The sequence below is a fragment of the Modestobacter marinus genome (genome assembly GCF_019799945.1).
GTDB lineage: Bacteria > Actinomycetota > Actinomycetes > Mycobacteriales > Geodermatophilaceae > Modestobacter > Modestobacter marinus_B.
This window is the reverse complement of sequence record NZ_JABGCH010000040.1, coordinates 1-13,585: the sequence shown is the minus strand read 5'-3', so window position 1 is coordinate 13,585 and position 13,585 is coordinate 1. Positions and strand designations below refer to the sequence as shown.

The 13,585-nt window shown below is 74.2% G+C and carries 14 protein-coding genes; 1 reads left to right on the top strand and 13 read right to left on the bottom strand.

What is annotated here, in order from left to right:
• Positions 1-13: 13 nt before the first annotated feature.
• Genes HK417_RS22120 through HK417_RS22105 form a run of 4 tightly spaced genes read right to left on the bottom strand, consistent with a single transcriptional unit; the run spans position 14 to position 3,930 of the window.
• Positions 14-421 carry an ATP-binding protein gene (locus tag HK417_RS22120; protein ID WP_222272033.1) on the bottom strand — a complete coding sequence of 136 codons (408 nt, stop codon included), beginning with the start codon at positions 419-421 and terminating at the stop codon, positions 14-16.
• Positions 411-743, bottom strand: a complete 333-nt coding sequence (locus HK417_RS22115) for an STAS domain-containing protein (RefSeq protein WP_222272031.1) — start codon at positions 741-743, stop codon at positions 411-413. Before HK417_RS22115 ends, HK417_RS22120 begins: the two co-directional genes overlap by 11 nt.
• A complete protein-coding gene (locus HK417_RS22110) occupies positions 740-2,728 on the bottom strand; it encodes a glycosyltransferase family 2 protein (RefSeq protein WP_222272029.1) in 1,989 nt (662 codons plus the stop codon). Before HK417_RS22110 ends, HK417_RS22115 begins: the two co-directional genes overlap by 4 nt.
• Entirely contained in the window at positions 2,725-3,930 is a 1,206-nt protein-coding gene (locus tag HK417_RS22105) for a PP2C family protein-serine/threonine phosphatase (RefSeq protein WP_222272022.1), read from the bottom strand. The genes HK417_RS22110 and HK417_RS22105 overlap by 4 nt, the downstream gene beginning before the upstream one ends.
• Positions 3,931-4,054: 124 nt before the next feature.
• Between HK417_RS22105 and HK417_RS22100 the strand changes: the two genes are divergently transcribed.
• Positions 4,055-5,002 (top strand): alpha/beta fold hydrolase, encoded by a 948-nt coding sequence (locus HK417_RS22100; protein ID WP_308123767.1) that lies wholly within the window; start codon positions 4,055-4,057, stop codon positions 5,000-5,002.
• On the opposite strand, the gene HK417_RS22095 is transcribed toward HK417_RS22100, so the two are convergent.
• From HK417_RS22095 to HK417_RS22055, 9 genes are all read right to left on the bottom strand, one after another.
• Positions 5,003-6,772 carry a SpoIIE family protein phosphatase gene (locus HK417_RS22095; RefSeq protein ID WP_222272020.1) on the bottom strand — a complete coding sequence of 590 codons (1,770 nt, stop codon included), beginning with the start codon at positions 6,770-6,772 and terminating at the stop codon, positions 5,003-5,005.
• A gap of 96 nt (positions 6,773-6,868) precedes the next feature.
• On the bottom strand, positions 6,869-8,311 hold the full coding sequence (locus tag HK417_RS22090; RefSeq protein WP_222272018.1) for a cation:dicarboxylate symporter family transporter: 1,443 nt from the start codon (positions 8,309-8,311) through the stop codon (positions 6,869-6,871).
• A gap of 142 nt (positions 8,312-8,453) precedes the next feature.
• Entirely contained in the window at positions 8,454-8,939 is a 486-nt protein-coding gene (locus HK417_RS22085; protein WP_222272008.1) for a hypothetical protein, read from the bottom strand.
• Positions 8,936-9,298, bottom strand: coding sequence for a response regulator (locus tag HK417_RS22080; protein ID WP_222272006.1), 363 nt, complete (start codon positions 9,296-9,298; stop codon positions 8,936-8,938). The genes HK417_RS22085 and HK417_RS22080 overlap by 4 nt, the downstream gene beginning before the upstream one ends.
• On the bottom strand, positions 9,295-9,798 hold the full coding sequence (locus HK417_RS22075; RefSeq protein WP_222272004.1) for a chemotaxis protein CheX: 504 nt from the start codon (positions 9,796-9,798) through the stop codon (positions 9,295-9,297). Before HK417_RS22075 ends, HK417_RS22080 begins: the two co-directional genes overlap by 4 nt.
• The gene (locus HK417_RS22070; protein ID WP_222272002.1) at positions 9,795-10,190 is read right to left on the bottom strand and encodes a response regulator; all 396 of its coding nucleotides are present in this window, start codon (positions 10,188-10,190) and stop codon (positions 9,795-9,797) included. The genes HK417_RS22075 and HK417_RS22070 overlap by 4 nt, the downstream gene beginning before the upstream one ends.
• A gap of 2 nt (positions 10,191-10,192) precedes the next feature.
• On the bottom strand, positions 10,193-11,017 hold the full coding sequence (locus HK417_RS22065; protein WP_222272000.1) for a CheR family methyltransferase: 825 nt from the start codon (positions 11,015-11,017) through the stop codon (positions 10,193-10,195).
• Positions 11,014-12,129 carry a protein-glutamate methylesterase/protein-glutamine glutaminase gene (locus tag HK417_RS22060; RefSeq protein ID WP_222271991.1) on the bottom strand — a complete coding sequence of 372 codons (1,116 nt, stop codon included), beginning with the start codon at positions 12,127-12,129 and terminating at the stop codon, positions 11,014-11,016. The genes HK417_RS22065 and HK417_RS22060 overlap by 4 nt, the downstream gene beginning before the upstream one ends.
• A 144-nt stretch (positions 12,130-12,273) precedes the next feature.
• Complete coding sequence (locus tag HK417_RS22055) at positions 12,274-13,185, bottom strand: hypothetical protein (protein WP_222271989.1); 912 nt, start codon at positions 13,183-13,185, stop codon at positions 12,274-12,276.
• Positions 13,186-13,585 lie beyond the last annotated feature (400 nt).

Sequence of the window (13,585 nt, the reverse complement as noted above, 5' to 3'; positions counted from 1 at the left end):
CGGGCCGGCCGAGTCAGGGCCGCCGGCGGCGCAGCACCAGCCAGTGGTTGACCGCGCCGACGCGCCGGTAGGTCAGCTCGTCGGCGGTGGCCAGGGCCAGTGCCACCCCCCGCCCGGTCTCGGCCAGCGCGTCCGGCATGTCCGCCGTGCTGAAGTCGACGTCCACGCGCCTCCCCGGGTCCTGGAACCGGGCCTCCAGCCGGTCGTCCTCGACGCGGACGGCGAGCTCGAAGTCCACCGGGTGCGGGTCGCCCGCGTGCTCCACGACGTTGCCGGCGATCTCCACCACCGCGATCTCGAAGCGCATGCGGTCGTCGTCCCCGACGTCCGGGTGCCGGTCCCAGGCACGGCTCAGCAGCGCGTGCACGTCGTCCAGCGACGCGGGCACCCCCGGCGCACGCAGGGACAGCTCAGCCGGCACGGAGTGCCTCGGCGACGCTGCCGAAGGGTCGGAGCACCCGCTCCAGGTTGGTCAGCTGCAGGACGGTGAGCACCTGGGTGCTGGGCGCGGCGATCCGCAGGTCGCCGCCGGCCTGGCGGGCGGCCTTCAGCCCGGCGATGACCGCGCCCAGTCCGGAGGAGTCCATGAACGCGCAGGCCGAGAGGTCGACGACCACCGTGGTCGCCGCCTCTCCGACGGCCTCGGCGACGGCGGAGCGGAACGCGGGGGCGTCGACCATGGTCAGCCGGCCGTCCACGCGCACCACCGCCGCGCCCGTGGGGTGGGTGTCGAGCTCGATCATGCCGTCGTCCTCTCGTCGGTGGCCAGCCCCAGGTGGCGCGCCGCCGGGACGACGACGCTCAGGACCAGCAGGTCGTAGGCCACCCACGCGAGGTTGACCCAGGTCCCGTACGCACTCGGCGCGATGCCGAGGTGCAGCCGCACCAGCCCGACCACCGCGGCCGCGACCAGCAGCCCCATGGTGACCAGCTGGACACGGACCAGCCGCCAGGCAGGCCGCGGGGTCGCCGTCGGGGTCTTCGGCGTCACGACGAAGCCGAGGTCCCGGTGGAACAGCACGTTGGCCGCTGCGGTCGTGCAGGCGCGGATCCACACCGGGAACAGCGCCAGGCTGTACTGCTGCCCGCGCCACGTCCGCATCCCGTGGCCGACCACGCGGAAGAGCAGCAGGGTGGTGAGCAGGAAGGGCACCAGGTGCAGCAGGAACGCGTCGCCGTCGGCGTTCACGGGGCGCACCCCGAAGCACAGGTAGGCGATCGGGGCCGCGATGTACACCAGCGCCGCGAAGCCGGCGAGGTAGCTCCACATCGTGGCCAGGTACATCAGCCGCTGCCCGACGCTGAGCCCCCGCTGGACCAGCGGGTTCTGCCGCAGGGCCAGCTGCAGCGTCCCCTGCGACCAGCGCAGCCGCTGCGCCAGCATCGCGGCGAGGTCCTGCGGCGCCAGCCCGCGGGCCAGCACCTCGTGGTGGTAGACCGTCCGCCAGCCCATCGCGTGCAGCCGCATCGACGTCGCCATGTCCTCGGTCACCGAGTTCGTCGCGAGCGGCATCACCGGCTGCGCCTCCCCGGCCAGGTCGACGTCGACGGAGCAGACCAAGGCCTTCACCGACTCCAGCGCGGCGATCGGCGACCAGTCCCGCTGGGCGAGCCGGGTCAGCACGGCACCGTCCAGCTCGGCCGTCAGGACGGCGGCGCCCGACCGGCCCGTCATCCCCGCGATCTCGGCCAGGTCGGCCTCCATCCGCGCGAGGTCGTCGGTGACGACGCCCCGGCCGGCCGCGTCGACCCGCTGCTGGAACCGGTAGGTGACCTCGGAGACCGGCTCGCCGGCCGCGACCTCGACGCGGGCCCGGCGGACGGCCCCGGCGACCTCGCCCAGGGCGGCATGGACGGCGGGACCGGCGGCCCGGGCCTCGGTCCGCGCCCGAGCGATCACCCGCCCGGCCGTGCGGAGCGCGTCCCGGATCGACCGTTCGACGGCCCGCACGTACCCGGCCACGCCGAGCTGCATGAGCGCCTCACGGCGCAGGACGGCGTTCGAGCCGCAGAAGTAGGCCGCGTCCCAGCCGTCCTTGCCCTGCTGGATCGGGCCGTAGAACAGTGGCGCCTGGCTGCCCAGCACGTCGTCGTCGTCCACGTTCGCGAACCACTGCGGCGTCTGGACGAGGGCCACCCGCGGGTCGTCGAACCAGCCGAGCGTGCGGTCCAGGATCGTCGGGTGCGGCACCTGGTCGGCGTCGAGCACGAGCAGGAACTCGCCGTCGGTCGCCAGCAGCGCGTTGTTCAGGTTGCCGGCCTTGGCGTGCCGGGGCATCCCCGCCCAGTCGGCGCTGCGGGTCAGGTAGCCCACGCCGGCGGTGAGGGCCGCGTCCTGCACCTCGGGGCGCGCCCCGTCGTCCAGCACCCAGGTGCGGTGCGGGTACCGGATGTCCCGCGCGGCCCGGGCGGTGACCATGACCAGGTCGACCGGCTCGTCGTAGGTGGTGACGAAGACGTCCACGGTCGCGTCCGGTGGCGGGGGCGGCGGCTCGGCCCGCTGCCGGATGCGCCAGACGGTCGCACCGAAGAGGAAGGCGTCGAGCAGGCTGTAGGTCTCGGCGAGCACCAGCGGCACCGCCAGCCACCACTGGGCCCAGTTGATCGAGTCCAGCCACCGCCACACCAGGTAGTCGGCCCCGGTGACCAGGGTGAGGACGACCAGCGCCCGGATCCCCCAGCGGCGCGTGTCCCCGACCTGCAGCAGCGCCTGGTGACGGCCGCTCACGGCGTCCGCCGGATGGCCACCAGGGTGACGTCGTCCGTGCGGATGCCCACCCGTCGGGCGAGCACGGTGAAGCGGTCCACCACGTGCGCGGCGTCCACGCAGTCCCACACCGCCGCGGCGATCTGCGGCAGGGAGTCCGTCGTCCCGTCGAACAGGTCCAGCAGACCGTCGCTGAAGGCGACCACCGTGTCGCCGGGCGCCAGGTCGACGACCCCCTCGGGCCACTCCTCGCCGGCCAGCACGCCCAACGGCAGCCCGCCGCCCGCCGGACGCGCGAACGAGCCGTCCGCCCGGACCAGCAGCATCAGGCCGTGGCCCGCGTCGGCGAAGCGGACCCGGTGGCCCACGGCGTCGAGCTTGGCGTGGCACATCGTCACCAGCCGGCCGGTCCGCTCCAGGTCCTCGTGCAAGGTGGCGGCCGCCTCGCGGACGGCCTCGGCCGGGCCGGCGTCGCGGGCGGTCGAGCGCATGACGGCCCGGACCATCGCCGTGACGATCGCGGCCGGCAGTCCCTTGCCCATGACGTCGGCCAGGGTCAGGACGAGCTGACCGTCCGGCGCGGGGTGCCAGTCGAAGAAGTCCCCGCCGACGCTCCCCGACGGGAGGCACATGCCGGCGACCTCGTAGCCCGCGATGTCCGGCGTGCCCAGCGGGAGCAGCGCCGCCTGCACCCGCGCGGCGCTCTCGAGCTCTGTGCTGCGGTCGAGCTCCCGCTGCACCCAGCCGGCCAGCTCGGCGAGGAGCGCCCGCTCCTCGGCGCCGAAGTGCCGCGGGCGCTCGTCCACGAGGCAGAGTGCGCCCACCCGGTGGCCGCCAGGGCCCTGCACCGGATGGCCGGCGTAGAAGCGGATGCCAGGGGCGCCGGTGACCGATGGGTTGCCCGCGAACCTCTCGTCCTGCGTCGCGTCCTCGACGACGAGGAGCTCCGGACGACGGATGGTGACGTCGCAGAAGGCGTGCTCACGCGCGCCGTCGGCCAGCGGCAGCGGGCCGGACTGGGACTTGTGGACCTGCGCGGCGTCGGTGACCAGCGTGACCGCCGCCGCGGACACCCCGAACAGCTGCTGGGCCATCCGGGTGATCCGGTCGAACCGCTCCTCCGGACCGCGACCGAGGACGTCGAGTGCCGCCAGGTCGAGCAGCCGCTCGTGCTCGGCGAGCACCGGGTCCGGTGCCGTCTCGAGCGCTGCCTGGCCGGCCACGTGCTCCTCCTCGCGTCGTACGGCCGTGGACTCGGCCGTGCACCACCTACATCGGCACGCCCGCTCCGGAGGTTGAGACCGTGTTCCACGTGCAACCGGCCCGGCCGCGGGAGAGGGTGACGGCGTGATCACGCCCGACGCGACGAGCAACGCCACCCGACCGCCCGAGGAGGTTCGGGTCCCGGTCCGCGGCGGTGAGCTGGCCGCGCTGCACTGGGCCGCCGACGCCCCCGCCGCGCCCCTGGTCGTCCTGCTGCACGGCATCACCGGCAACGCCATGGTGTGGGCCCGGGTGGCCGACGCCCTGGCCGGCGAGTGCGACGTGGTGGCCCCGGACCTGCGCGGGCGGGCACAGAGCGCCGGGCTGCCCGGTCCCTACGGCTTCTCCGCGCACGCGGCCGACGTCACGGCGCTGCTCGAGCAGTTCGGGGCCGACGCCGAGGCCGGGGCCGACTCGACCGTGCTCGTCGGCCACTCGATGGGCGGTTTCGTCGCGGCTCTCGCGGCCAGCGGACTCGCCCGGGACCTCGTGCACGGGCTGGTGCTGGTCGACGGGGGGCTGCCGTTCGCCGTCCCCGTGGGAGCCGACACCGACGCCCTGCTCGCCGCCCTGCTCGGCGCCACCCTCGACCGGCTGGACCGCACCTTCCCCGACCTCACCGCTGTCCGGGACTTCTGGGCCGCGCACCCGACCGTCGGTCCGTGGGTCGACGAGCCGACCGTCGCCGCCCACCTGGCCCGCGACCTGGCCGGCACGGCACCCGAGCTGCGCAGCTCGGTGGTGCGCGAGGCGGTCCGGGTGGACGGCGCCGACCTGCTCCGCAACGAGGCCGTGCTGGAGGCCACCACCGACCTGCCGGTCCCCGCGACGCTGCTGTGGGCGACCCGCGGCACGCAGGCCGAGCCGCCCGGCCTCTACGACGAGGTCCGGCTGGCCGGGATGGGCCTGGCCGATGCGCACGTCACCGCCCGCGAGGTGCCCGACACCGACCACGACTCCATCCTGTGGGCTCCGCAGGGGGTCGCCGCGATCAGCGCGGCGGTCCGGGCCGCCGCCGAGCGCGGTCGCTGATCAGGCGCCCTCCGGCCAGGGCCGGCCCGCGGGCACCGACCGGGGACCCGCATCGGTGGGCCTCGGCGCGTCCCCCGGGTGGGCCCGCACCGCTAGCAGGGCGACGTCGTCCTCGGCGCCGTCGACGAGCTGCGCGGCCAGCAGCCCGTCGCACAGCCGCTCCAGCGGCTCCCCCGCCAGGTCGGCGACGGCGGCCGCGAGCCGCGCGCGCCCCTCGTCCAGGTCGCCGGTCCGGCCCTCGAACAGCCCGTCGGTGAACAGCAGCAGCGTGCTGCCCGGCGGGATCGTCGCGATGCCGTCCGTTCGGGGGCCCTGCCAGCCGATGCCCAGAGGCGGTCCGACCGGCGCCTCCAGGTCGACGACCTTGCCGTCCGGCTGCAGCAGCATCGGCATGGGATGACCCGCGGAGGCCCAGCGCAGCCGGCGCAACCCCGCCGCCCGGTCGTCCTCGTCCTGCTCGATCCGGGCGACCAGCACCGTCGCCAGGGCCGACACGTCCAGCCCGACGACGGCCAGGTCGACCCGGCGCATCACGCTGGCCGGCTCCTCCTGCCGGTCGTAGGCGATCGCCCGCATCAGGTTCTTCAGCTGCGCCATCGCGGCCGCGGCCTCGAGGTCGTGCCCCATGACGTCGCCGATGGTGAGCACCGTCGAGCCGTCGGGCTGCAGGAAGGCGTCGTACCAGTCCCCGCCGATGGCGACGTCCTGCGTGGCGGCGCGGTACCGCACCGCGAGCTGCAGGTTGTCCGGCTGCACGGGCGCGGACAGCAGGCTCCGCTGCAGCCGCTCGGCGATCCGGCCCTGGGCGGTGGCCAGTCGCGCGTTGTCCAGGGCCAGCGCGGCACGGCGCGAGGCGATCTCCGCGGTGCGCAGCTCGGCGTCGGTGAAGGGGCCCCGCTCGGGCGCGTTGACCAGCGTGAGCGCGCCGAAGAGCTCCCCGCGGGCGAGCAGCGGGAACGTGGCCGCCGCACTGACCCGCAGCGGGGTCAGCGCCGCCCGGGCCGCCGGCGTCGTCATCCGCCGCACCTGCGCGTCGGTGAGCTGCTGCAGGACCACCGGTCGGCCCTCCCGCAGCGCGGTGGGCACCGGCGCGGAGGTCTGGTTGGTCTCCACCCGCAGGTCGGCGTAGGCGTGCACCGCGTCGACCAGGGCGGGGTCCCGGTGCGCCCGGCCGACGTCCCGGCGGCGCCCCGCCTCCACGACGGTCACCAGGCACCAGTCGCCGAGCAGCGGTACGACCAGCTCGGCGAAGCGCTGCGCGGCCCGGTCGGTGTCCAGGGTCGAGGTCATCGCCTGGCTGATGTCGCCCAGCAGCATCAGGTGCCGGCCGGCCAGCTCGGCCCGGTGCGCGGCCTGGGCGGCCCGCTCGGCCTCCGCCTCCCGGGCGGCGATGGCCTCCGACCGCGCCTGCTCGGTGCGCCGGCGTCCGGTCACGTCGTCGTAGGTGACGACGATCCCCGCCTCGGTCCGGAAGGCGTCGACCTGGAACCAGGCGGCCAGCGGCTCGAACCAGGCCTCGAAGGACGCCGGCTCACTGGTCGCCGCGACCTGCTCGTAGGCGGCCTGGAAGGGGCCGCCGACCGCCTCCGGGAACTCGGCCCAGACGACCCGGCCCTGCAGCTGGTCGACCGAGCGGCCGAGCAGCCGGGCTCCGGCCGGGTTGACGTAGCTGAAGCGCCAGTCCCGGTCGAGCACGAACAGCGGGCGGGCCATGCCATGCACGGCCTCCACCAGCAGGCCCGCAGGCGGCCCTCCGCCGTCCCGGGTCATGCGGCCACTGTGCACCATCGGCGGGCGCGCACCCGGGAACCGGGGCCCCTGCGGGGCGCCCGGTTCCCCGCGGGGGTGAGGGTGCGGTGCGCCCGGTCAGCGGACGGCGCGCGCGGCGGCCTGCTGCTCGGCGGCCTCCCGTTCTGCGGCGTCACGCAGGTCGGCGAGGGTGTCGTCGCTGGAGCCGCCGCCGTGGCCGTCGTCGTCGAGCATGGTGGCCTCGTCGAACGGGCGGTCGCCGGCCAGGACGGCGTCGAACTGCTCGCGGTCCAGTTCCTTGGTCCAGGTGGCGACCAGCACGGTGGCGATGGCGTTGCCGGCGAAGTTGGTGACCGCGCGGGCCTCGGACATGAACCGGTCGATGCCCACGATCAGCCCCACCCCGTCGAGCAGGTCGGGGCGGTGCGCGGACAGCCCGCCGGCCAGGGTGGCCAACCCGGCGCCGGTCACCCCGGCCGCCCCCTTCGAGGCGATGATCATGAAGGCGAGCAGGCTGAGCTGCTCCCCGACGGTCAGCGGGTCACCCAGGGCCTCGGCGATGAACAGCGAGGCCATGGTCAGGTAGATCGCCGTGCCGTCGAGGTTGAACGAGTACCCGGTCGGCACCACGATCCCGGCGACCGGCTGGCTGACCCCGGCGTGCTCCATCTTGGCGATCAGCCGCGGCAGCGCCGTCTCCGACGACGAGGTGGACACGATGAGCAGGAACTCCCGGCCCAGGTACCTGAACAGCCGGAACACCCCGACCCGGGCGACCGCCCACAGGATGCCGCCCAGGAACACGAAGACGAAGATCGCGCAGGTCACGTAGAAGGCCAGCATGATCACCGCCAGGCTCTTCAGCGCGTCCAGGCCGGTCTCCCCGACCACCGCCGCGATCGCCCCGAAGGCGCCGATCGGCGCCAGCCACATGACCATCGACAGCACCCGGAAGACCAGCCGCTGCAGGTGGCCGATGCCGCGCAGCAGCGGCTCACCCGCCCGGCCCATGGCCTGGATGGCGAAGCCGACCAGCAGCGCGACCAGCAGCGCCTGCAGCACCGAGCCCTCGGTCAGCGCGGAGAACAGCGTGGTCGGGATCAACCCGAGCAGGAAGTCGACCGTCCCGCCGCTCTCCTCGGCCTCCCCGGCGAGGCTCGAGCCCTGCCCGCGCAGCTCCTCGGACAGCTCCAGCCCGCCCCCGGGGTGCACGATGTTGCCCACCACCAGGCCGATGGCCAGCGCCACCGTCGTCATGATGATGAAGTAGCCCAGCGCCAGCCCGCCGATCCGGCCGACCTTGGCCGCCTGCCGGATCGCCCCGATCCCCAGCACGATGGTGCAGAAGATCACCGGCGCGATGAGCATCCGGATCAGCGCCACGAAGGCCGTGCCCAGCCACTTCAGGCTGATCGCGAACTCCGGCACGGCGAACCCGACGGCGATGCCCAGTGCCACCGCGGCGACCACGGCGATGTAGAGCCAGTGCGTGCGGTCCTTGCGCTTGACCGGTGCGGCACCCCCGGCCGCCTCGGATGAGGGCCTGCTCCCAGTGGCCATGACAGCTCCTGTGCGGTTGGTGTGCCTGCGAGGTGATCCTCCACCCGCACACCGGGGCGCGCAGTCCCGTTCTGCACAGCGCAGGACCGGGGGAGCGCGACGTCTCCGTCCCGCTCCCCCGGTCCCGGGGTCGTTCAACCGGTCAGTTGGCCAGCACGATCGACAGGTTGCCCGAGCCGTACCCGGCCACGTCGACCCGCAGGTCGATGCGGTTGAACGCGGCGCTCAGCCCGGCGATGTCACCGGGGACCGCCTCGCCCGGGGCGTACAGCTTGTACAGCTTCGAGTGGTTGACCCCCTCGCCGTTGAACATCGAGGCGGCGACGTTCACCACCTCGTAGACGACCTCGAGGTGCATCTCCGAGAGCTCACCCTCGTCGATCGCGTCCTCGAGCCCGCCCTTGGGGAGCAGGGCCAGGGCGCCGGCGAACCAGGCGGCCAACCGGATGTCGACCAGGCACAGCGCCGTGGTCGCCATGGTCGGGTCGACGTAGACGGCGACGGCCGGCTTGTCGTTGAGCGACACCGGGTCGCCGGGGGCGACGACGACGTCCTTGCCGAAGAGGCCCTCGAGGAGGTCGCGGACGTCCTTGGGGTTCGGCAGCAGCGCCGGAGCCGGGGCCGTCACGCCAGCACCCCGTCCAGCGCGTCCTTGAAGGTGTCCTCGGTGAACGGCTTGGCGATGAGGAACAGGGCGCCCGCGTTGGCCGCCTTCTCCCGCATCTCCGGGGAGCCCTCGGAGGTGACGAACCCGAAGGGCACCTGCGAGCCGGCGGCGCGCAGCGCCTGCAGGCACTCGATGCCGGTCATCTCGGGCATGTTCCAGTCCGAGAGGATCAGGTCGGGCGTCTCCGCGCCGACCATCTCGAAGGCCTCGCGGCCGTTCTCGGCCTGGATGATGTCGTGGTCGTCGAACCCGGCCTGGCGCAGGGTCCGGATGACGATCTGCCGCATCACGCGGCTGTCATCGGTCACCAGGATCTTCACAGCGGCACCTCGTTCCGCTCGGCGTGGGGCGCGTCGGCAGCGCCCTGCACGGTGATGGTCAGGAACTGTCCGCGCCACTGACCTGCGACGCGGCAGACGTCGTCCAGCCGCCCCTGGGAGGGCGCGGACCCGATCTTGGGGAGCCCGAGCCGGGACTCGCCCGGCAGCACGCTCTTGATGTTGCCGCCCAGGACGTTGGCCAGTTCACCCAGCGCGTCCTCGACGTCCTCGTCGTCCACGACCACCGGCGGGCGGGTCATCAGGACGCTCGCGGTGAGCGCCTCGGCCGTGGCCGGGGCGCAGGTGAGGACCACCGAGCCGGTCCACGGCCCGGTGATGTCCACCCAGGCCGACACGGTCTCGGCCGGCGGCGGCGCCGGTACCGGGACGAAGACCTCGCCGTCGCCGACGAGCGACGGCCAGACCTGGTCGGCGATCCCGAGCACGGTCTCCGCGTCCAGCAGCGCGGTGATCGGCTGAGTCGACTCAGCGGTGGTCATGCGGGGGCGCCTTCCGGGAGCAGGCCCAGCAGCGCGAGCTTGTCGCGCAGCGCGTCGGGCGTGAACGGCTTGATGAGGTACTCGTGCGCCCCGGCGGCCAGGGCCTTCACGATCTGCCCGGTCTCGCTCTCGGTGGTGACCATCATCAGCGTCACCTGGCGGTAGGCCGGGTTGGCACGGACGGCGAAGACGAACTGCAGCCCGTCCATCACCGGCATGTTCCAGTCGATGCAGCACAGGTCGGGCACCCAGCCCTCGGCGCTGCCGCTCTCGAGCACGTCGAGGGCCTCGCGGCCGTGGCCGGCCTGGCGGACCTCGTACCCGAAGTCGGTGAGGATGGTCCCGACGATGCGCCGCATGGCGCGGGAGTCGTCGATGACGAGTGCTCGCATGATCAGGATCCCTTCCGGGGGCGGTAGGCGGAGCCGCGGCCGACGACGACCCGCTCCCAGTTGTCATCGACGCCGAGGGTCGTCTCGGCAGCGCCCAGGAACAGCCACCCGTCGGGGCGCATGAGCTGGCGGACGCGGGTCAGGATCGCCTGCTTGGTGGGCAGGTCGAAGTAGATGAGCACGTTGCGCAGGTAGACCACGTCGAACAGGCCCAGCGGCGGCAGCGGTGCCGCCAGGTTGCACTCGCTGGCGGTGACCATCTGGCGCAGCGCCGGCGCGATCTCCCACTCGTTGCCGTTGCGGGTGAAGTGCCGCACCAGCATGGCGGCCGGCAGGCCACGGTTGACCTCGAGCTGGCTGAAGCGGCCGGCCCGGGTGCGCTCGACCATCTGCCGGGAGATGTCGGTGGCCGTGATCTGCACCCGCGTGGCCGCGTGGGGCAGCGCGTCTGACAGCAGCATCGCGATCGTGTAGGCCTCCTGCCCGCTGGAGCAGGCAGCCGACCAGATCTTGATCCGGTCGCTCGGCCCGCGGGCCGCCAGCAGCTTCGGCAGCACCGTGCCGGTGAGCGCGGTGAACGGGTCGCCGTCCCGGAACCAGGACGTCTCGTTCGTGGTCAGCGCCTCGACGATCCGCCGGGTCTTGGCCGGGTCGGGGTGCAGCCGCACCGAGTCGACCAGCTCGCCGACGCCGGCGCAGCCCAGCTGCTGGGCCATCGGCAGCAGCCGCGCCTCGACGAGGTACTCCTTGCCGGGCTGCAGCACGATGGCGCTCTCGCGGTGCACCAGCTGGCGCACCCAGTCGAATCCCATCGCGGTGAGGGTCATCGCACACCTCCGATCCCGGCGCCGGTGGTGGCTCGGGGGAAGCCCGCCGGAGGGCGGGGGTTGGGCAGGAGTCGGGTGATCGCGTCGGCGACCCGGTCGAGCGGGAGGACCTCGTCGGCGAAACCGGCCTGGGTGACCGCGCCAGGCATGCCCCAGACGACGGAGCTGGCCTGGTCCTGGGCGACGACGGTGCCGCCGGCCTCCCGGATCTGGCCGGCGCCGATCCTGCCGTCGGACCCCATCCCGGTGAGGACGACGCCGAGGACGGCGCCGTCGTAGGCAGCGACCGCCGAGCGGAACAGCACGTCCACCGCGGGTCGGCAGAAGTTCTCCGGGGCGGCCTGGTTCAGCGCCGTCCGCCGGACACCGCCGCTGGAGCTGACCACCAGGTGGTGGTCGCCGGGGGCGACGTGCACGGTGCCCGGTGCCAGCGGCGTCCCGTCGACCGCCTCGACGACCTCCAGGGCGCACAGCCGGTCCAGCCGCTGGGCGAACTGGCGGGTGAAGACGGGGGGCATGTGCTGGACGAGGAGCACCGGCACCGGCAGGCCGGCCGGCAGCAGCGGCAGCACCTTGGTCAGCGCGTCGGGGCCACCGGTCGAGGAGCCGATCACGAGGACGGCGGGCTCCTTGGGCGCCCGGGTGCGCGGTGCCGGGGGGCGGACGGCGACCGGGGCGGCCGCGGCGGGTCCGCTGGTCATCGGCCGGCCGGTCAGCGCCTTGATCTTGGGGATGAGCTGCTGGCGCACGCTCTCCATCGACTGGCCCACGCTGCCGACGTTGGCCGGCTTCGTGACGTAGTCGTTGGCGCCGGCGGACAGCGCGTCGAGGGTGGCCGACGCGCCTCGCTCGGTCAGCGTGCTGAACATGATGATCGGCACGCGACTGCGCGTCGCACGGATGGCGCGCACCGCCTCGATGCCGTTCATGTCCGGCATCTCGATGTCCATGGTGACCAGGTCGGGCTTGAGCTGCTCGAGTTTGGTCACCGCGAGACGCCCGTTCGGGGCGGTCCCGACGACCTCGATCATCGGGTCCCCGGAGAGGACGTCGGTCACGATCTTGCGGACGACGACCGAATCGTCGACCACCATGACCTTGATTGGTTGCACGTGCTCCCCCGCCCGCCGCCGAAGTACCGGCCGAAGGGCCGCACACAACTGTCATCGGCAGCGCCGGCGGGGTGCTTGAGTGCGGAATGGAGCGGGAATTGCCAGAAAAGCGCGGGAGTGGTGGAGAGAGGCGCTACAGGGCCGTCAGCGCTGTCCCGCCGTCGGCAGGGCGCGACCGGTGACCATCGCCCACGGCGAGCCGAGCACGGTCATCGACTCCTCGTCGAGCAGGTCGGCCATCGCCACCCCCGCCACGCAGCCGGCGAGCGCGTTCCAGACGCCGTCCGCGCCGTCCCGGGCGGTGAAGCCGGCCGCGCCGAAGGCGGTCACCGCCATCAGCTGCGCGGCGGCCACGGTGCGGGTGCGTCCGGAGACGTGCGCGGCCCAGGCGGCCCCGTGCATGGCCGCGGCCCACGGGCGGCGCTGGGCGCGCCCGGCGTCGACCGCCAGGCGCCACCGCCGGCGCCCGGCGTCGTCGAGGGTGAAGAGGTGCACGAGGAGGCGGGCGACGTCCGCGGCGGCCGGCCCGAGGTCGGGCTGCGGGAACCGCTCCAGCGCGGCCGCCGTGTCGTAGGCGCCGGTCAGCTCCTGGCGGACCGGGGACTCCAGCGCGTCGGCGGCCCACCAGCCGGTGGCGGCGTCGGCGAGGACGTCGGCGGCCAGCGCGGACACCGCGGGGTCGAGGTCGGCGACGGCGGCGTGGTCGGGCCCGAGGACGTCGTCGCGGACCAGGCGCTCGAGCGCCGGGGTGTTGCCGATCGTGCTGCGCTCCAGGAGCGCGACCAGCCGGGCCTCACGGTCCGTCGCGCCCGCGACCGCGTCCCGGAGCTGGGGCACGCCGGCTGCGGCCAGCTCGTGGGCCTTCCGGGTGCGGAGGGCTCGGGCGGCGCGCTCCTCCTGGCTGCGGCCGGCGCCCGGGTGGGCCGCGGCGAGCCGGTGCAGGGTCGCCGCGTCGGCACCGAGGCCGGCCAGGAGCGCGTCGGCCACCCGCTGGCCCTCGGGCAGGCGGACCAGGTCGAAGCCGAGCGTCGCTGCGCTGACCAGGGAATACGGCATGTCGCCTCCAAGTGGGTGGTCGGACCATCGTGGAGGGACCCGCCACGGAACGCCACGCGGCCGTCACCCGCTCGCGCTACGGCGAACGGAGGACGGCTGCGCGTTGCTGCCGTTGAGTGGGGACTTGATCACGCTCCGTGGAGGGGTCGACCACTCGAGAGTGAAGCGTGCTCCCTGGGGTGCGGTGGCCGCTGCGCGCCGTCGGGTCGCCCGGAACGGCCACGGCCGCCACCCCGCCCGGGGAAGGGGGCGGAGCGGCGGCCGTGGTGGCTCCCTTGCCGGGTCCCGCCGCGAGCCTGCGAGTGGCGGGGGCAGGTGGCCCCCTTGCAGGGTCCCGCCGCGAGCCTGCGAGTGGCGGGGGCAGGTGGCCCCCTTGCAGGGTCCCGCCGCGAGCCTGCGA

Bases quoted from the DNA above. Each gene is read 5' to 3' on its own strand.
- HK417_RS22115 (WP_222272031.1), bottom strand. From the start codon at position 743: ATGATCGAGCTCGACACCCACCCCACGGGCGCGGCGGTGGTGCGCGTG.
- HK417_RS22095 (WP_222272020.1), bottom strand. From the start codon at position 6,772: ATGACCCGGGACGGCGGAGGGCCGCCTGCGGGCCTGCTGGTGGAGGCC.
- HK417_RS22090 (WP_222272018.1), bottom strand. From the start codon at position 8,311: ATGGCCACTGGGAGCAGGCCCTCATCCGAGGCGGCCGGGGGTGCCGCA.
- HK417_RS22075 (WP_222272004.1), bottom strand. From the start codon at position 9,798: ATGACCACCGCTGAGTCGACTCAGCCGATCACCGCGCTGCTGGACGCG.
- HK417_RS22070 (WP_222272002.1), bottom strand. From the start codon at position 10,190: ATGCGAGCACTCGTCATCGACGACTCCCGCGCCATGCGGCGCATCGTC.
- HK417_RS22065 (WP_222272000.1), bottom strand. From the start codon at position 11,017: ATGACCCTCACCGCGATGGGATTCGACTGGGTGCGCCAGCTGGTGCAC.
- HK417_RS22055 (WP_222271989.1), bottom strand. From the start codon at position 13,185: ATGCCGTATTCCCTGGTCAGCGCAGCGACGCTCGGCTTCGACCTGGTC.